The 17,535-nt window shown below is 70.8% G+C and carries 14 protein-coding genes; 9 read left to right on the top strand and 5 right to left on the bottom strand.

Annotated features, from left to right (window positions below; all coding sequences use genetic code 11):
* The first annotated feature begins 108 nt into the window (after positions 1 to 108).
* The 4 genes from ITJ68_RS07615 to ITJ68_RS07630 all read left to right on the top strand — a co-directional run bounded on the left by ITJ68_RS07615 (position 109) and on the right by ITJ68_RS07630 (position 4,819).
* Positions 109 to 894, top strand: coding sequence for a hypothetical protein (locus ITJ68_RS07615; protein ID WP_194660646.1), 786 nt, complete (start codon positions 109 to 111; stop codon positions 892 to 894).
* A gap of 55 nt (positions 895 to 949) precedes the next feature.
* Positions 950 to 1,978 (top strand): ATP-binding cassette domain-containing protein, encoded by a 1,029-nt coding sequence (locus ITJ68_RS07620; RefSeq protein WP_194660647.1) that lies wholly within the window; start codon positions 950 to 952, stop codon positions 1,976 to 1,978.
* Entirely contained in the window at positions 1,975 to 2,823 is an 849-nt protein-coding gene (locus ITJ68_RS07625; RefSeq protein ID WP_194660648.1) for an ABC transporter permease, read from the top strand. The genes ITJ68_RS07620 and ITJ68_RS07625 overlap by 4 nt, the downstream gene beginning before the upstream one ends.
* A 97-nt stretch (positions 2,824 to 2,920) precedes the next feature.
* Positions 2,921 to 4,819 carry an amino acid transporter gene (locus ITJ68_RS07630; protein WP_194660839.1) on the top strand — a complete coding sequence of 633 codons (1,899 nt, stop codon included), beginning with the start codon at positions 2,921 to 2,923 and terminating at the stop codon, positions 4,817 to 4,819.
* A gap of 71 nt (positions 4,820 to 4,890) precedes the next feature.
* Here the strand turns inward: ITJ68_RS07630 and ITJ68_RS07635 are convergent, their stop codons facing one another.
* Positions 4,891 to 6,576 carry a long-chain-fatty-acid--CoA ligase gene (locus tag ITJ68_RS07635; protein WP_194660649.1) on the bottom strand — a complete coding sequence of 562 codons (1,686 nt, stop codon included), beginning with the start codon at positions 6,574 to 6,576 and terminating at the stop codon, positions 4,891 to 4,893.
* Positions 6,577 to 6,684: 108 nt separating this feature from the next.
* Between ITJ68_RS07635 and ITJ68_RS07640 the strand changes: the two genes are divergently transcribed.
* Positions 6,685 to 7,620: an oxygenase MpaB family protein gene (locus ITJ68_RS07640; protein WP_194660650.1), complete on the top strand. Its 936-nt coding sequence runs from the start codon at positions 6,685 to 6,687 to the stop codon at positions 7,618 to 7,620.
* Positions 7,621 to 7,689: 69 nt separating this feature from the next.
* Here ITJ68_RS07640 and ITJ68_RS07645 read toward each other — a convergent pair whose 3' ends face one another.
* From ITJ68_RS07645 to ITJ68_RS07660, 4 genes are all read right to left on the bottom strand, one after another.
* Entirely contained in the window at positions 7,690 to 8,616 is a 927-nt protein-coding gene (locus tag ITJ68_RS07645; protein ID WP_228505134.1) for an aldo/keto reductase, read from the bottom strand.
* Between the two features lie 161 nt (positions 8,617 to 8,777).
* Positions 8,778 to 9,344 (bottom strand): TIGR03086 family metal-binding protein, encoded by a 567-nt coding sequence (locus ITJ68_RS07650; RefSeq protein WP_194660652.1) that lies wholly within the window; start codon positions 9,342 to 9,344, stop codon positions 8,778 to 8,780.
* 865 nt (positions 9,345 to 10,209) lie between these two features.
* The gene (locus tag ITJ68_RS07655; protein ID WP_071271877.1) at positions 10,210 to 10,770 is read right to left on the bottom strand and encodes a YceI family protein; all 561 of its coding nucleotides are present in this window, start codon (positions 10,768 to 10,770) and stop codon (positions 10,210 to 10,212) included.
* 124 nt (positions 10,771 to 10,894) lie between these two features.
* Positions 10,895 to 11,827 carry a hypothetical protein gene (locus ITJ68_RS07660; protein WP_194660653.1) on the bottom strand — a complete coding sequence of 311 codons (933 nt, stop codon included), beginning with the start codon at positions 11,825 to 11,827 and terminating at the stop codon, positions 10,895 to 10,897.
* Positions 11,828 to 12,116: 289 nt separating this feature from the next.
* Here ITJ68_RS07660 and ITJ68_RS07665 point away from each other — a divergent pair, with 289 nt between their 5' ends.
* The 4 genes from ITJ68_RS07665 to ITJ68_RS07680 all read left to right on the top strand — a co-directional run bounded on the left by ITJ68_RS07665 (position 12,117) and on the right by ITJ68_RS07680 (position 17,432).
* A complete protein-coding gene (locus tag ITJ68_RS07665) occupies positions 12,117 to 13,121 on the top strand; it encodes an aldo/keto reductase family protein (protein WP_194660654.1) in 1,005 nt (334 codons plus the stop codon).
* A 263-nt stretch (positions 13,122 to 13,384) separates the two neighbouring features.
* Entirely contained in the window at positions 13,385 to 13,900 is a 516-nt protein-coding gene (locus ITJ68_RS07670; protein WP_194660655.1) for a GtrA family protein, read from the top strand.
* Positions 13,897 to 15,447, top strand: a complete 1,551-nt coding sequence (locus ITJ68_RS07675; protein WP_228504856.1) for a glycosyltransferase — start codon at positions 13,897 to 13,899, stop codon at positions 15,445 to 15,447. Before ITJ68_RS07670 ends, ITJ68_RS07675 begins: the two co-directional genes overlap by 4 nt.
* The gene (locus ITJ68_RS07680) at positions 15,444 to 17,432 is read left to right on the top strand and encodes an ArnT family glycosyltransferase (RefSeq protein ID WP_194660656.1); all 1,989 of its coding nucleotides are present in this window, start codon (positions 15,444 to 15,446) and stop codon (positions 17,430 to 17,432) included. Before ITJ68_RS07675 ends, ITJ68_RS07680 begins: the two co-directional genes overlap by 4 nt.
* Positions 17,433 to 17,535: the final 103 nt, after the last annotated feature.

Genomic DNA, 17,535 nt, shown 5'->3' on the forward strand with positions numbered 1-17,535 from the left:
TGGTGGGTGACGTCCACCGCATTCTGTGCGGCCACACAGTCATCGCCCGCCGCGCGACCATACTGTGGCAGTCCACGGACACGGTGTCCGTGCCGAAGGAGCAACGACATGGGATTCCTCGACCGCCTGCTCGGCCGTGAGGACCGACAGCAGCCGCAGGGCTGGAACGCGCCCCGGCAGCAGCAGCAGCCCCAGCAGCAGGGCTACCAGTACGGCCAGCAGTCCTACAACGCCCCGACCCCCGGGTACGGCGCGCCGCAGGGCCAGTACGGCGCGCCGCAGGGCGGCGACGGCCGGTCCCAGGACCAGCAGGCCGTCGACCGCTACCGCTACCTGCTCCGGACGGCACCGCCCGAGCGCATCGAGGAGGTCCACGCCGAGGCCTTCGAGCGACTGACCCCCGAGCAGCGCCGGATGGTCTACGACGAGTTCACCCGCACGGCCCCGACGGGTGAAGCACCCCGCGGGGACGACGCCCGCTCGCTCGCCCAGGCCGCGACCCGCTCGGAGATCCGGCAGCCCGGGTTCATGGAGCGCTCGCTCGGCGGCATGAACGGCGGTGGCATGAACGGCGGCATGGGCGGCCGCGGAGGCTTCGGCGGCCGCCAGGGACCGTCGTTCGGCGGCATGATGGGCGCCTCGATCCTCGGCACCGTGGCCGGCTACGTCATCGGTTCGACGCTGATGAGCGCCTTCCTGCCGGACCCGTCGTCCTTCGACGGCGGAACGGACGCATCGGGGGATGCGGGTGACGGCGGTTCGGGGGACACTGGTGCTGACTCCGGTGACGGCGGCGCAGCCGACGGCGGCGGGTACGAGAACGCGGGCTGGGACGACGCCGGGTCAGACACCGGTGGCGGCTTCGGCGACTTCGGTGGCGACTTCGACGTGTGACCCACGTCGGGCCGTGCCGGTCACCTGACCTGTTGAGTCGCGACCAGGGAGCGACATGGCCATCATCGAGGCCTCCGGCCTGACCAAGACCTACCGATCCAAGTCGGGACCCGTCCACGCGCTGGCGGGTCTCGACCTCTCCGTCCCGCAGGGCACCGTCACGGCGCTGCTCGGCCCGAACGGTGCCGGCAAGACCACCACCGTCAAGGTGCTGACGACGCTCGTCAAGCCCGACAGCGGCACGGCGTCCATCGCCGGCGTCGACGTCGTCGCGGACCCCCAGGCGACGCGTCGCTCGATCGGCGTCTCCGGGCAGTACGCCGCCGTCGACGAGAACCTCACCGGGTTCGAGAACCTCGAGATGATCGGGCGGCTCTACCACCTCGGTGGCCGGGCCTCCCGAGCCCGGGCCCGGGAGCTCATCGACGTGTTCGACCTGGCCGAGGCCGGGGACCGACCCGTGAAGGGGTTCTCCGGCGGCATGCGGCGGCGGATCGACCTCGCCGGGGCCCTCGTGATGAACCCGAGCGTCCTGTTCCTCGACGAGCCGACGACGGGCCTCGACCCCCGGAGCCGACTGGCGCTGTGGGGGATCATCGAGCACCTGGTGGCCGACGGGGCCACGGTGCTGCTGACCACGCAGTACCTCGAAGAGGCGGACCGTCTCGCCGACGACATCGCGGTCATCGACGACGGCCACGTCATCGCCGAGGGCACCGCCGACCAGCTCAAGGCGCAGGTCGGCGGACACCGGGTGGTCGTGACGCTCGTCGACGACGCCGACGGGGACGCCGCCACGACGGTGCTCCGGCGGTACGGCGTCGGGGACGTGGAGACCTCGGGGGACGGCCGCACCCGGGCCGTCGCGGTGGAAGCCGGCCCGGCCGCGCTGCAGCACGTGCTCGCCGACCTCGGAGACGCCGGCATCGAGCTGCACGACGCCGGCATGCGCCGCCCGACGCTCGACGACGTGTTCCTCCGGCTGACCGGACACGCGGCCACAGACGACGACGACGACGCCGGTGCTGGCGGCGCCCGCGGCGGCTCGTCCGTCGTCGCCGAGCAGCAGGAGCCGGTCCGATGACCGCCACCGCGACCACACCCGGCCGCCAGCTGCCCGTCGTCGTCACGGCGCCGCTCGCCGTGTGGTTCGAGGACGGCTGGACCGTCACCAAGCGGAACCTCATCAAGATCAAGCGGTCGCCGGACATGCTCGTCTTCGCGGTCCTGCAGCCGATCATGTTCGTGCTGCTCTTCAGCCAGGTCTACGGCGGCGCGATCGCGGTCCAGGGCACGGACTACACGCAGTTCCTGATGGCCGGCATCTTCGCCCAGACGGTCGTCTTCGGGGCGACGTTCTCCGGGTCCGCGATGGCGCAGGACCTCAAGGAAGGGCTCATCGACCGCTTCCGAACGCTGCCGATGTCGGCGTCGGCGGTGCTCGTCGGACGGACGAACAGCGACCTCGTCCTCAACACGATCTCGATGGTCATCATGATGGCCACCGGCTTGGCGGTCGGGTGGCGCGTGAACTCGTCGCCGCTGGAGTTCCTGGCCGGCGTCGCCCTGCTGCTGCTGTTCAGCTACGCCTTCAGCTGGGTGATGGCGTTGCTCGGGATGAGCGTGAAGACCCCGGAGGTCATCAACAACGCCTCGTTCATGATCCTGTTCCCGCTGACGTTCATCTCGAACGCGTTCGTGCCGAGCGACACCCTGCCGCTCGTGCTCCGCGTGTTCGCCGAGTGGAACCCGGTGTCCTCGCTCGTGCAGGCCGCGCGCGAGCTGTTCGGCAACGTGGGGTCGGCGCCCGTGCCCGACATCTGGACGATGCAGCACCCGGTGGTGACGGTGCTCATCGGCATCGCGGTGCTGCTGGTCGTGTTCGTGCCGTGGGCGGTGAACAAGTACACGCGGATCAGCTCGAAGTAGCCCGCTGTCCACCGGGGCGTCCGGGGAGTGCGTCGCCGCCACCCGGACGCCCTACGATCAGCGTGTGACCGCGACAGATGCCCGGATCAGACGCTGGATGCTCCAGGACGACAGCGGCGCCGACCACCAGGGCCCCCACCAGGTCGAGGTCGACAAGACCCACCCGTGGTGGCGGGTGATGTGCCTGACGGGCGTCGACTACTTCTCCACCCTCGGCTACCAGCCCGCGATCGCCGCGCTCGCCGCCGGGCTGCTGTCCCCGATCGCGACGATCGTGCTCGTCCTCGTGACGCTGTTCGGCGCCCTGCCCGTGTACCGCCGGGTGGCGCAGGACAGCTTCCGCGGCGCCGGGTCGATCATGATGCTCGAGAAGCTGCTGCCCTGGTGGGCGGGCAAGCTGCTCGTGCTGGTCCTGCTCGGGTTCGCCGTGACGGACTTCATGATCACGATGACGCTCTCCGCCGCCGACGCGACCGCGCACATCGCCGAGAACCCCTTCACCCCGCACTGGTTCACCGAGATCCCGGTGCCGATCACCCTCGTGCTGCTGCTCCTGCTCGGCGTCGTGTTCCTCCGCGGGTTCAAGGAGGCCATCGGCATCGCCACGGGGCTCGTCGCGGTGTTCCTCGCGCTGAACGCCGTCGTGGTCGTCGTCGCACTGCTCCACGTGGCCGAGCGCCCGACCGTCGCCAGTGACTGGTGGAGCGGCCTGACCGCGCAGCACAGCAGCCCGCTCGCCATGGTCGGCATCGCCCTGCTGGTCTTCCCGAAGCTCGCGCTCGGCCTGTCCGGGTTCGAGACCGGCGTCGCGGTGATGCCGCAGGTCCGGGGGGACGCTGCCGACGAGGGGCAGCCCCGACCGCTCGGGCGCATCCGCGGCACGCAGCGGCTGCTGACGGTCGCGGCCGTCATCATGAGCACGTTCCTCATCACGTCGTCGATCGCGACGACGTTCCTCATCCCGCAGCACGAGTTCCAGCCGGGCGGCCAGGCGAACGGGCGCGCCCTGGCGTTCCTGGCGCACGAGTACCTCGGGCCGGCGTTCGGCACCGTGTACGACGTCTCGACGGTCGCGATCCTGTGGTTCGCCGGCGCGAGCGCGATGGCCGGGCTCCTCAACCTCGTGCCGCGCTTCCTGCCGCGGTACGGCATGGCGCCGCAGTGGGCCCGGGCGACCCGACCGCTCGTGGTCATCTTCACGCTCATCGCCTTCGTGATCACGCTCATCTTCCAGGCCAGCGTCGACGCGCAGGGCGGCGCGTACGCCACGGGTGTCCTCGTGCTCATCACCAGCGCAGCCGTCGCGGTGACGCTGTCAGCGCGTCGTCGGCAGCAGCGGAAGCGCACGATCGCCTACGCCGTCATCGCGGTCGTGTTCATCTACACGACGATCGCCAACGTCATCGAGCGGCCCGACGGCGTCCGGATCGCGGCCGTCTTCATCGTCGCGATCGTCGTCGTGTCGCTGGTCTCGCGGGTCCGGCGGTCGTTCGAGCTGCGGGCATCGTCGATCGAGCTCGACGCCACCGCACGGCAGTTCGTCGAGGCCGACGCCGACCAGTTCAGTTCCGTGTGCATCATCGCGAACGAACCCGGAGCCGGCACCGCGGCGGCGTACCGGGCGAAGGGGCGCGAGGAACGCCGCGACTCCGGCATCCCGGCCCGCGTGCCCACGATGTTCCTCGAGGTCCTGCCCGCCGACTCGTCCGACTTCGAGGAGGACCTGGTCGTCGAGGGCCACGTCGTGCACGGGCACCGCGTGCTCCGGGTCCGCTCCGGCAACGTGCCGAACACGATCGCGTCGACGCTGCTGGCCATCCGCGACATCGCCGGGGTCGTCCCGAGCATCTACTTCGAGTGGAACGAGGGCAGCCCGATCCGCAACGCGATCCGCTTCGTCTTCACGGGCGTCGGGGACGTCGCCCCGGTGACACGCGAGGTCCTGCGCGAGGCCGAACCCGAGGTGGGCCGCCGGCCGAGCGTCCACGTGTCCTGACGCCCAGCCCAGCCCAGCCCCGGACGGGGCGCGCGGTGCCCTGCCAGCGCGGGGCGGGCCTCCCGTCTGGACTACTTGCCCAGGATCTGGTCCCGCACCTTGCGCCGCAGGACCTTGCCGATCATGGAACGGGGCAGGTCCTCGACCACGACGACCCGGCGCGGCACCTTGTACGCCGCCATGTGCTCGCGGGCGTAGGCCCGGAGCGCGTCGGGGTCGAACGTGGCGGGGTCGGTCGGCACGACCGCGGCGACGACCTGCTCGTTGCCACCGGTGGTGATGCCGACGACGGCGACCTCGCGGACGCTGGGGTGCTTGACGAGGGTGTCCTCGACCTCGGTCGGGGCGACGTTGAAGCCGCCCGTGATGATGAGCTCCTTGAGGCGGTCGACGATGTGCACGAAGCCGTCGGCGTCGATCGCGACGATGTCACCGGTGCGGAACCAGCCGTCGGCGGTGAAGACCTCGTCCGTCGCCTCGGCCTTGCCCCAGTAGCCGCTGAACACCTGCGGGCCGCGGACCTGGAGCTCGCCGGCCTCGTCGGTGCCGAGGACCTTGGAGGCGTCGTCCGGGTCGACCACACGGGCCTCGGTGGAGGGCAGCGGCAGCCCGACCGCGCCGAGTCGTCGGGAGTCGGCGACGGGGTTGGCCATGAGCACGGGGGAGCACTCGGACAGGCCGTAGCCCTCCACGAGGTAGCCGCCGGTGCGGGCCTCCCACGGTTCGATGACGTCCTGGGAGAGCGGCATCGCGCCGGAGATGCCGATGGCGATGCCCTTGAGCGAGACCTTCTTCGAGTCTGCGGCGTGCTGCAGCCGGGTGTAGATCGGCGGCACGGCGGGCAGGAACGTCGGCGGACGCTTCTTGATCGCGGCCAGGACGAGGTCCGGGTCGAACGCGGGGAAGAGCACGAGGCGTCCGGCGATGCTCATCGCGAAGGTCAGGCAGAGCGTCAGGCCGTAGGCGTGGAACATCGGCAGGACCGCGTGCACGACGCTGTTGTCACCGGCCTGGATCTGCGGGATCCAGGCACGCGCCTGTGCGGCGTTCGCCATCAGGTTGCCGTGGCTGAGGACCGCGCCCTTCGGGGTGCCCGTCGTGCCGGAGGTGTACTGGATCAGCGCGACGTCGTTCGTCGTCGGGCGCGGGTGGCGCTTCGGCAGGCGGCGGGTGTACACGAGGTCGTCCCACGTCGTCGTCCCGCGGACCTTCGTCGTGAGCTTCGCGCGGGACTCGCGTGCCTTCGCGACCGGCAGCGACAGGGCCAGGCGGGTGGTGCGGGGCATCGCACGGGTCAGGTCGACCGACACGACGGCGTCGAGGGCGACGTCGGCGGGGAAGTCCTGCAGCGTCGCGACGGACTTGTCCCAGACGACGGCGACACGTGCTCCGTGGTCCTCGAACTGGTGGCGGAGCTCGCGCGGCGTGTAGAGCGGGTTGTGCTCGACGACGATCGCCCCGAGCCGCAGGATCGCGTAGAACGCCACGACGTGCTGCGGGCAGTTCGGCAGGACCAGGGCCACGCGGTCACCGGCAGTCACGCCGAGCTTGCGGAGGCCGTTCGCCGCGCGGAGGACCTGCTCCTCGAGGTCGGCGTACGAGGTGGTCCGGCCGAAGAACTCCAGCGCGACGAACTTCGGGAACCGCGTCGCGGAGGTCTCCACGAGGTCGAAGAGCGACCCCGTCTGCTCCTCGATGTCGTCCGGGACCCCGGAGGCGTAGGCGGCAAGCCAGGGACGGTCGTTGTCGATGCTCACAGGTCCAACCTAGCGGCGGGGCCCGCGGCAGGCTGTGAGCCACGGCCCGTCATCCGGGGCACGCGTCGCGTGCGGCCCGCTGTCAGGGGTCGGACGGACGATGGGAGCATGTCCTTCGTCACCGGTGCGTTCCGCTCCCGCCTCCAGGCCACCTTCACGGGCAGCGACCAGGGCAGCCCGGCATGGGTCGACGAACTCGAGCAGGGCACGGACGCGGGCTTCTTCGGCCCGGGCAGCGCGACGTGGTCGGTGCACGGCGGCCAGCAGACGATCGTCGCCGGCGTCCGCGCGCTCCTCGTGCAGGCCCTGCACCCCGGTGCCCTCGCCGGCGTGGCCGACCACTCCCGCTACCGCGAGGACCCCTTCGGCCGCCTCGCCGGCACCATCCGCTGGATCTACACGGTCTCGCACGGCGACACCGCCACGGCGACCGGGGCGAGCAACTGGGTGCTGCGCCTGCACGAGCGTGTCCGCGGGCAGTACGTCGACGGCCACGGCGTGACGAAGGACTACGCCGCGAACGACCCCGACCTGGCCCGCTGGGTCCACCTGGCCTTCACCGACGCCTTCCTCCGCGCCGCGCAGCAGTGGGGCGAACCGATCCCCGGCGGCGCCGACGCCTACGTCCGCGAGTGGGCGATCGCCGGACGCCTGATGCACGTCGAGGACGCCCCCGAGTCCGAAGCCGAGCTGCGCGCCCAGATGGACGGGTACCTCGACCGCGGCGAACTCGCGGTCACGCCCCGCACGCGCGAGGTCGTCCGCTTCATCAGGAACCCGCCGCTCGCCCGCATGCTCCGGCCGGGCTACCAGGCGCTGTTCCAGGGTGCCGTGTCGACGCTCGACCCGCGGCACCGGTCGATGCTCGGCCTGCGGTCGCCCGGTGTCGGTCCGGTCGAGTTCCCCGTCGCCAGGACGACGGGCCTGGTCCTCGACGGCATCGGCGCCGTGCTCGGCAACCAGACCGGCACGGAGCGCGCAGCGCTCACGCGCATCGCGCGGCTGGAACGCGAGGCGGGGAGCCCGGAGCAGCCGGCGGCCTGACACGCCCACAGACGGACGGGAGGCCCGGTGTCAGCTGACACCGGGCCTCCCGTCTGCTCCGTGGTGGCGTCAGAAACCGGACGGCACCCGAGGCGTGTAGGCGGACTCGAGTCGCGTGACCTCGTCCTCGGTGAGCTCGATCGCGGACGCGGCGACCGCGTCGTCGATGTGGTGCTCCTTGGTCGCGCCGATGATCGGCGCGGTGACGGCGTCCTTGCCGGCGACCCAGGCGAGTGCGATCTGCGCCATGCTGACGCCCCGCTCCGCGGCGATCGACTCGACGGCGCCGACGATCGTGCGGTTGGCGTCCTCGTCCTGGCGGTAGAGGGTCTTGCCGAACTCGTCGGTGGTGGACCGCGAGCCGGAGCCCTCGGCGTCCCAGGGGCGGGTGACCTTGCCGCGGGCCAGGGGGCTCCACGGGATCACGCCCACACCGGTGGCGGCGCAGAAGGGGTGCATCTCGCGCTCCTCCTCGCGCTCGAGCAGGTTGTACTGGTCCTGCATGCTCACGAACTTGGTCCAGCCGTGCAGCTCGGCGGTGTGCTGCATCTGGGCGAACTGCCACGCCCACATGCTGCTGGCACCGATGTAGCGCGCCTTGCCGGCCTTGACGACGTCGTGGAGGGCCTCCATCGTCTCCTCGACCGGGGTCAGCGGGTCGAAGCGGTGGATCTGGTACAGGTCGACGTAGTCCGTGCCGAGGCGGGTCAGCGAGGCGTCGATCTCGTGCATGATCGCGACGCGGGACAGGCCGGCACCGTTCTTGCCGGGGCGCATCCGGTTGAAGACCTTCGTGAAGACCTGGACGTCCTCACGCGGGGCGAGCTCCTTGAGGAGCGTCCCGGTGATCTCCTCGCTCGAGCCGTCGGAGTACACGTTGGCGGTGTCGAACGTCGTGATGCCGGCGTCGAACGCACGGCGGACGAAGGGCCTCGCGGCGTCGATGTCCACGCTCCAGGCGTGGGAGCCGCGGTCCGGGTCGCCGTAGGACATCATCCCGAGGACGACGTTGCTGATCTCGAGTCCGGTGTGGCCGAGGCGCACCGTCCCCGCCGTGGTGCTGCTGTCGTTCGTGGTGCTGGTGGTGTCGTTCGTGGTGCTGGTGGTGTCGTTCGTGGTGGTGCCTGCGCTTCCGGGTGTCGTGTCGCTCGTGGAGGTCATGCAGCCACTCTGGCATCGCGCCCTGTGACGGCGAGCAGGCGGACCTGGAGCGGGGCGTCCTCGCCGACCTCGACCGGCGCGGCGTACAGCCCGGTCTCCGCGAGGGACTCGATCTGCGGTTCGAAGTGGTGCCACACCGCGCGGACGAGTTCGTCCGGCAGGGTCTCGTCGCTGCCGGTTGCCCGGGCGAGGTCCCACGTGTGGATCGCGATGTCCGAGGTCTGCTCCGCGAGGTACTCACCCGCCGGCACCACGTCCGTCGCCAGGTGCACGGGGGTGTCCTGCGGTGCCTTCGCCCAGGCCTCGGTCGCGGCGCTCGCGAAGCGCTGCCACTCGGCCACGAGGTCCTCGCCCACGGGCTCCAGGTCCGCCTTCGCCTGCTCGTGGTCGCACCCGGTGAGCAGGTGCGGGATCCACCGCTGCTCGTCGATGACGTGCGTGACGAGGTCCCTGGTGGTCCATTCGGAGTCGGGCGTCGAGGCGTCCCACGCGGTGACGGCGGCGACGCGGCGGCCGAACTCGGCTGCCGCCAGTGCTTGCAACGCGATCCAGTCGGTGGCCATGGGGGTGCTCCTGTTCGTCATGGTGTGGCGTGCAACCGGCCTGGCGCGCTGCGGATTCCCGCGCCCGGCCGTGGTGCCACGGTAGCGGGGTGGGCGCGGGCGCGGCGCGCGGGCGGTTGCGGGTGCGGCGGTCGCGGGTGCGGGGGCGCGGCGCGCGGGCGGTTGCGGGTGCGGCGGGGTCCGGGCGCGGGCGCGCGGGCGGGTGGGGGTGCGTGGGTGGGCGGGCGGGTGCGGGTGGGTGAGTGCCCCGGGCCCGCGAGCGGGCGAAACACCGTGGTGGGTTGGATGAGCGACCCGGCGGTTCCGCCCGCTCACCCGGCCGGGTCAGGCAAGTGGAGGCCCAAGCGCGGAATCGGGCAGGTGACGCAGGCGGATGAGGGCGGCCGCGGCGCGGCGCACCCGGACGCGGGAGACCGTGGCACACGTGGCACCCGCGGCACCCGTGGCACCCGTGAGCGGGCGAAATACCGCGGTACGCGGGCGGGCTGACCCTGCACTTCCGCCCGCTCACCCGTTGGGTGGTGCCGCCTGGAGGCTCGGCTCGGCTCCCCGACGCCGGCCCGCGACGATCGTGCGTCTCCCGCGGAAGCGAGTGATCGAGCGGGTGAGCGGGTGAGCGGGCGGAAGAGCGCAGTGCGTTGACCGAGCGACCACGGTGTTCCGCCCGCTCGCCCAACCGCAGGAGGGCCCACGGGGTACGTCATTGTGGAAGCGGTCGGAGTACCGGCGTGCAGAACGACCTTGCTCGCTCAACGCCTGGCAGCGCATCCGGACACGACGAAGCCCCGGCGCCGCAAGGGCGTCGGGGCTTCGTCGTGCTGGGTGAGGAGTGTTCGTGCTCTCAGTCAGCGAGTGGATCCGAGGACTACGCCGCCTGGAGGACGAACTGGACGTCGAGGTTGATCGTGACGTCGTTGCCGAGGGTGAAGCCGCCGGCCTCGAGGGCCGCGTTCCAGTTCACGCCGAACTCGGTGCGGTCGATCTTGGTGGTCGCCTCGGCGCCGAGCTTGGTCTGGCCGTAGCCGTCGGTGGTCACGCCGCCGAACTCGGTCTTCAGGGTGACGTTCTTGGTGACGCCGCGCAGCGAGAGCTCGCCGTCGATGAGCATGTCGTCGCCGTCCTCGCGGATGCCGGTGGAACGGAACGTCATGTGCGGGTGCTCCTCAGTGAGGAAGAAGTCACCGGTGGCCAGGTGCTGGTCGCGCTGCGGCTGGTTCGTGTTGATGCTGGAGACGTCGATCGAGGCCTCGAGCGTGGTGTCGAGGGGGTTCTCGGCGGTGACCAGGGTGGCGTCGAACTGCTCGAACTTGCCCTTGACCTTGCTGATCGCGAGGTGGCGGACCGAGAAGCTGACCTCGGAGTGGGTCGGGTCGACCTTCCAGGTGCCGGTGACGTAGCCGGGGATGGCGGAAGCGGTGAGAGCCATGGTGTTGTCCTTCCGGGACGACGGAGTCTGAGCGACGCGAGCGAACCGGAGGCCGATCCATGCGCCCGCATCGAGGTGATGCTACGCCATTCTGCACCTGTTTAGTTGAAGCGTCAACCATTGTTCACGCAAGCGTGGCCAGACGTCTGTCGTGGGGCCCCCGCCGACCAGCCTCGAGCAACCGACGGACGCGCCACACGAAGCGTTCGACACCGCGTCCCACATCGTCCCCGGTCGTCCGGACCAACCACCAGTCGACGTCCTTCAGGTGCTCACCGCGCGTGAGGTCCTTCTTGAACGTGTCCGGATCGGTCCGGTGGAGGTCGCTCTCGTACTCGATCGCCACTCGGGCCTCGGGATACGCGAGGTCGACGCACGCGATCCACTGTCCGTCGACCACGACGTCGTGGTTGAGCACGGGCTCCGGGAGCCCACGGCGGACCAGCGCCAGCCGCGCACGAGTCTCGCCGGGCGACCTGGACCCGACTCGGATCTCCTCGAGTGCCGCACGGAGGTTCACGATCCCTCGGATCCCGCGCCGCCGCCGGACTGCCGCCACGAGCTCGTCCAGTGTCACCCAGCGGAGCCAACCGACGAGCGCGTCACCGGCGATGACCAGTTCGTCGAGTGTGAGCATCGCGCCGAGCGCGACGAACGTGTCCGCCGGGCTGCTGATCGGGACGCCTCTGGCCTGCGAGCGGCGGACTGTCCCGGATCGGGCCCGATGCCCCTTGGCCCCCCGGACGCGCAGTGCCTGGTCGACGCCGATGGTGGTCACGTGCAGACGGAGGTCCCGCTCGATGCGCCGGGGGAGCGGCACGCCGAGGATCGCTGCGGCAGTCGTGTGGCTGAAGACCTGGTCGGGACGGAGGCGCGGTGCGAGTGCGCGGGCACGTTCGTCCACGGCGGTTGGTTGCGTCGCGGAGCGGGTCCCGTGGAATGCCCGGACGAGGTCCTTCGCCTCGAGCCGGCCGCGCGAGACGCCTCGGTGGAGTGCGTCCCGAACCCGGAACGAGGCGTCTCGCAGCACCATCGGGAGCGGTCGTCGTGCGGTCATCACCACATGCTCGTGCCGAGCCGTCGTCGGGAGGCCGGCCCGAGCCTCCCGAGTGCATGACTGTTGACGCGACCTGGCTGTGGAGGAACGCCGGCTCGCGCGAGCGGGCGCTTCCTCGGGGTCGCTCCGAGGACCGCCCTGGTGTTTCGCCCGCTCGCGGGAGACGCACCCCGCACCCCGCACCCCGCACCCCGCACCCCGCACCCCGCACCCACCCCCGCACCCCCCTCCGCAACCAGGCACCCGCAGGGCCCCGCAGCCCCTCGGTGGAACCACTAACGTCGGAGCCATGGAATTCAGGTACCTGGGCAACTCCGGACTCAAGATCTCCGAGATCACCTACGGCAACTGGCTGACGCACGGCTCGCAGGTCGAGAACGACGTCGCCACCCAGTGCGTGCGGGCAGCGCTCGATGTCGGCATCACGACGTTCGACACCGCCGACACGTACGCCAACACGGCCGCCGAGACCGTCCTCGGCGAAGCGCTCAAGGGGGAGCGCCGGCAGTCCCTCGAGATCCTCACGAAGGTGTACTGGCCGACCGGGCCGATGGGGCACAACGACGTCGGCCTCAGCCGCAAGCACGTCATGGAGTCGATCAACGGCTCGCTCGAGCGTCTGCAGACCGACTACGTCGACCTCTACCAGGCCCACCGCTACGACTACGAGACCCCGCTCGAAGAGACCATGCAGGCCTTCGCGGACGTCGTCCGACAGGGCAAGGCGCTCTACATCGGCGTCAGTGAGTGGACCGCCGAGCAGATCCGCGCGGGTGCCGCACTGGCGAAGGAGCTCGGCTTCCAGCTCATCTCGAACCAGCCGCAGTACTCGATGCTCTGGCGTGTGATCGAAGGCGAGGTCGTCCCCGCCTCGAAGCAGCTCGGCCTCTCGCAGATCGTCTTCTCGCCGATCGCGCAGGGCGTGCTCACCGGCAAGTACAAGCCCGGTCAGCCGCTCCCCGAGGGCTCCCGCGCCACGGACGAGAAGGGCGGCGCGGACATGATCAAGCGGTACATGCGCGACGACGTCCTCGAGGCCGTCCAGCGCCTGCAGCCCGTCGCCGACCAGGCCGGCCTGACGCTGGCCCAGCTCGCGATCGCCTGGACGCTGCAGAACGACAACGTCGCGTCGGCGATCGTCGGCGCCTCGCGTCCGGCGCAGGTCACCGACAACGTGAAGGCGGTGGGGGTGAAGCTCGACGCCGACGCCCTCGCGGCCATCGACGACGCCCTGGGGGACATCCCCGAGCGCGACTCCTCGAAGAGCGTCAGCCCCACGAGCCGCCCCGCGTAAGCGAGCAACACGCACAAGCAACACGCAACACGCAAGAACCTCCGGACGGGAGGCGCGGTGCCAGCTGGCACCGCGCCTCCCGTCCGTCGTTCCCGAGCCGCTTACACGACGCACCGCGTTCCTGCGCCGGAACGTCCGCAATGCGCCGGAACCAGGCCGTCGGACGTACCCCTCGTGAACGGCAGGAGTCCGGGACCTGGCAGACGGCTGGGCAACCGTGTACCCCACCCAAACCACCGAGGCGACACCCCCGAATCGGGGGCATGACCTCGACCGACACCCTCGTTGTGGTGCCACCCGAACGGGTGGTCCCCACCGGCCGTCTGACGCGGCTGATCGCGACCTCGCGGCAGCTGGTGTCCTTCGGCGCCATCGGCGCGTTCTGCTTCCTCGTCGACCTGGGCGTCTACAACCTGCTGCGCATCACGGTCCTCGACGACAAGCCGATCGCGGCGAAGGTGGGGTCCGCCGTGATCTCGACCGCGGTGGCGTGGGTCCTCAACCGGTCCATCACGTTCCGGGCGGAGCGCACCTCCGGACGCCGCGAGACGCTCCGCGAGGGTGCCCTCTTCGCACTCACGAACCTGATCGGCCTCGGCATCGCCGCCGCCTGCCTGTTCGTCTCGCACTACCTGCTCGGTTTCACCAGCACCCTCGCCGACAACGTCGCCGGCAACGGGGTCGGTCTCGTCCTCGGCACCGTGTTCCGGTTCGCCGCGTACAAGGCCCTCGTCTTCCGTTCCCGGGACGCACGTCGCACGAAGGAGCTCACAGAATGACCATGTTGACCACGCTGGTCGCGGCCGCCGGGCCGCTGCTGCAGCCGAACGACCCCACCGGTCCCCGGGGCGGCGTCCCGAACCGGGGCACCACCGACGTCCCGACGGGAGGCTCGGGCCAGGCCGCGCAGGCCGCCTGGTCGGTGGGCGAGTGGATCGGCTACTCGGCCCTCGTCGCCATCTCGGTCCTGCTCACGCTGGTCGCGCTGAGCACCCTGTGGTGGATGCTGCACGCGTGGCGCTCCCGCTCGGCGCTGCGCGCCACGAGCTTCAGCCAGACGCCGCGCCCCGCCGCCCACCGCTTCACGCTGCTCGTTCCCGGTCGGCACGAGGAGGAGGTCATGGGGCAGACGCTCGAGATGCTCACCACGCAGGACCACCCCGACTTCGAGATCATCGCGATCGTCGGTGAGGACGACCCGGGCACCGAGCGTGTCGTGCGCGAGGCCGCTGCCCGCCACCCCGACCTGATCCGCGTGGTGGTCGACGACACCCTGCCGAAGAACAAGCCCAAGGCGATGAACCTGGCGCTGCAGTACGCGACCGGTGACATCGTGGGCGTGTTCGACGCCGAGGACGAGGTCTACCCGCGTCTGCTGAGCCTCGTCGACTCCCGCTTCCAGGAGACCGACGCCGACGTCGTGCAGGGCGGCGTGCAGCTGATGAACTTCCGCTCCAGCTGGTGGTCGCTCCGCAACGTGCTCGAGTACTACTTCTGGTTCCGCTCGCGCCTGCACTTCCATGCCGAGTCGAAGTTCATCCCGCTCGGCGGCAACACCGTCTTCGTGACCAAGGAGCGCCTGGACTGGTCGAACGGCTGGGACGCGCACTGCCTCGCCGAGGACTGCGAGCTCGGCGTCCGCCTGTCGGCCGACAACGCCAAGGTCGTCGTCGCGTACAGCCCCGAGGCGGTCACCCGCGAGGAGACCCCGCCCACCTTCGCGTCGCTCCTGAAGCAGCGCACCCGGTGGAACCAGGGATTCCTGCAGGTCCTCGGCAAGGGGGAGTGGAAGAAGCTGCCGACGTTCAAGCAGCGCTTCTTCGCCCGGTACCTGCTGACGATGCCGTTCATCCAGGCGGCCACCGGGCTCCTCATCCCGCTCAGCGTGATCATGATCGCGTTCGTCAAGGTCCCGACGGCCATCGCCCTGATCTCCTTCATCCCGCTCGCCCCGACGCTCATGCTCCTGGCGGTCGAGATCGCCGGGCTCGGCGAGTTCGGCCGGCTCTACAAGGAGAAGGTCCGCGTCCGCGACTACGTGAAGCTCGTGCTCGGCCTGGTGCCGTACCAGGTGTTCCTCGCCGCAGCAGCTGTCCGTGCCGTCATCCGCCACTCCCGCGGGCAGAACGGCTGGGAGAAGACCGAGCACACCGGCCAGCACCGCGGAGCCCAGCCCGAGGTCGTCGGCTTCCCGTCCGCGGTGACCGAGCCCGACACCGCGGCACAGCCGCAGACCCAGACCCAGACCCAGACGCAGACCCAGCCCGACTCCGAACCCGCCCTCGCGTCCGCAGGGGCCCCCTCGACAGGAGGTGACGACCGATGACCGCCAGCATCACCAACACGACCGGCATCCCGATCCGCGGTGCCAGGTCCTCGTCCGCCGCCGGCACGTGGTTCCGCGTGCACGCCAGGAGCCTCGTCTGGCTCCTCCCCGTCCTGGCCGTCGCCGTGGCCGTGCAGTCCTGGAACATGGGCGGCACCCCGCAGCGCATCGACGACGAGGGCACGTACACCGCCCAGGCGTGGTCGATCACGCACCTCGGCGAGCTCACCCACTACACGTACTGGTACGACCACCCGCCGCTCGGCTGGATCCAGATCGCCGGGTACACGCAGCTGACCGGCGCCTTCGCCCGCTACGCCTTCGCGGTCGAGGCAGCACGGGAGTCGATGGTGTTCTTCGCCGCCGTCTCCGCGGTGCTCCTCTTCGTGCTGATGCGTCGGCTCGGCGGCTCCCGCCCCACCGCCGCGGTCGCGGTCCTCGTCTTCGGACTCTCCCCGCTGGCGCTGCAGTACCACCGCACCGTCTACATCGACAACGTCGCGACGCCGTGGCTCCTCGCCGCGTTCGTCCTCGTGCTCAGCCGTCGCCAGCAGCTGGCCGGGTTCGTCGGTGCTGCCGCGTGCCTCGGGATCGCCGTGCTCAGCAAGGAGACCTACCTGCTGGCGCTGCCGTTCCTCATCTGGATGGCCGTCCGTCGGGCCGACCCGAGCACCCGCCGGTACACGCTCAGCGTCGCCGGAGCCGTCCTCGCCGTCATCGGTGGCGGGTACATCCTGCTCGCCGCGGTCAAGGGCGAACTCCTGCCCAGCGCCGGCAAGGTCAGCCTGCTCGAGGGCATCACGTACCAGCTCGGCAGCCGTCAGGCCAGCGGCTCGGTGTTCTCCGGCGGGAGCCTGGCGAACGACGCCGCTGCCCAGTGGTGGGCGCTCGACCCGGTGTTCATCGTGCTCGGCTCCGCCGCCGCCGTCGTGGGGCTGTTCCTGCGCCGGGTCCGCCCGATCGCCGCGATGCTCGTCTTCCTGCTCGCGTTCATGTTCCGCCCGAACGGGTACCTGCCCGTGCCGTACGTGATCATGCTCGTGCCGTTCGCCGCCCTGCTCGTCGCGTTCGTCGGGGAGCGTGCCGTGCTCGCCGTGTCCGGCATCACCGCCTTCCGGCCGAAGAGCCGGCTCCGTGGGGTCAGCCGCCGTGTCCTCGGTGGCACCTGGGCCCTCGTCACCGCCGCCGCCCTGGTCGTCGCGGTCCCGCTCTGGGGATCGCAGCTCCGTGGGTTCCTCATCACCGACCTGGACAAGCCGATGGCACAGGCGGAGAACTGGATCGGCGACAACGTCGACAAGAGCTCCCGGATGCTCGTCGACGACGCCATGTGGGTCGACCTCGTCGACGACGGCTTCGCCCGCGACAACGTGGTCTGGTACTACAAGCTCGACACCGACGGAGCCGTGCAGCGCCAGTCGCCGAACGGCTGGAAGGACTCCGACTACGTCGTCACGACGGACTCGATGCGCACCGGCGGCAACTCGTCGAAGGACGTGCGTGACGCGATCCAGAACTCCACCGTCGTCGCGTCGTTCGGCACCGGCAACCAGATGGTCGACGTCCGCCAGATCCACCCGCAGGGGCAGCAGGCCGCCGACCGGGAGATCACCGCGGCGAGCAACGTCCGCAAGACGCTCGGCACCCAGCTCGCGCAGAACCCCGCACTCCGGGCCGACGCCGGCACGAAGTCGCAGTTCCGCGCCGGCCAGGTCGACTCCCGCGCCATGATCGCCCTCGGGCAGGTGCTCGCCGACCGGTTCGTGCAGGTCGACCGCTTCACCCCGCTCACCGGCGAGGAGGGCCGCTCGTTCCGACGGGTCGTCCTGCACACCGCCAGCCCGACCGCCGCCGTGAACACCGAGAAGACCCTCGACGCTCTGGCGAAGGACTACCGCGCCGAGTCGGTCGAACGCGACGGCGACACCCTGACCGTCACCTGGTCGCCCATGGACCCGACGACGACCGCCGTCACCGCGTCCTGACCGCGCCGCCCGGCCAGCGCCGACCCTGCCGCTGGCCACCCCGACCGCACGACCAGCACCCGCACCACGATCGCCCTGATCGCACCAGCACCGCCCCGACCCG

It is taken from the genome of Curtobacterium sp. VKM Ac-1395 (assembly GCF_015350975.1).
In the GTDB taxonomy this organism is placed as follows: Bacteria; Actinomycetota; Actinomycetes; order Actinomycetales; family Microbacteriaceae; genus Curtobacterium.

What these genes read in the sequence shown, in the direction of transcription:
- ITJ68_RS07630 (WP_194660839.1), top strand. Translation starts at nt 2,921, where the DNA reads ATGCTCCAGGACGACAGCGGCGCCGACCACCAGGGCCCCCACCAGGTC.
- ITJ68_RS07670 (WP_194660655.1), top strand. Translation starts at nt 13,385, where the DNA reads ATGACCTCGACCGACACCCTCGTTGTGGTGCCACCCGAACGGGTGGTC.
- ITJ68_RS07625 (WP_194660648.1), top strand. Translation starts at nt 1,975, where the DNA reads ATGACCGCCACCGCGACCACACCCGGCCGCCAGCTGCCCGTCGTCGTC.
- ITJ68_RS07615 (WP_194660646.1), top strand. Translation starts at nt 109, where the DNA reads ATGGGATTCCTCGACCGCCTGCTCGGCCGTGAGGACCGACAGCAGCCG.
- ITJ68_RS07655 (WP_071271877.1), bottom strand. Translation starts at nt 10,770, where the DNA reads ATGGCTCTCACCGCTTCCGCCATCCCCGGCTACGTCACCGGCACCTGG.
- ITJ68_RS07680 (WP_194660656.1), top strand. Translation starts at nt 15,444, where the DNA reads ATGACCGCCAGCATCACCAACACGACCGGCATCCCGATCCGCGGTGCC.
- ITJ68_RS07640 (WP_194660650.1), top strand. Translation starts at nt 6,685, where the DNA reads ATGTCCTTCGTCACCGGTGCGTTCCGCTCCCGCCTCCAGGCCACCTTC.
- ITJ68_RS07665 (WP_194660654.1), top strand. Translation starts at nt 12,117, where the DNA reads ATGGAATTCAGGTACCTGGGCAACTCCGGACTCAAGATCTCCGAGATC.
- ITJ68_RS07660 (WP_194660653.1), bottom strand. Translation starts at nt 11,827, where the DNA reads ATGACCGCACGACGACCGCTCCCGATGGTGCTGCGAGACGCCTCGTTC.
- ITJ68_RS07620 (WP_194660647.1), top strand. Translation starts at nt 950, where the DNA reads ATGGCCATCATCGAGGCCTCCGGCCTGACCAAGACCTACCGATCCAAG.
- ITJ68_RS07650 (WP_194660652.1), bottom strand. Translation starts at nt 9,344, where the DNA reads ATGGCCACCGACTGGATCGCGTTGCAAGCACTGGCGGCAGCCGAGTTC.
- ITJ68_RS07675 (WP_228504856.1), top strand. Translation starts at nt 13,897, where the DNA reads ATGACCATGTTGACCACGCTGGTCGCGGCCGCCGGGCCGCTGCTGCAG.
- ITJ68_RS07645 (WP_228505134.1), bottom strand. Translation starts at nt 8,616, where the DNA reads ATGATGTCCTACGGCGACCCGGACCGCGGCTCCCACGCCTGGAGCGTG.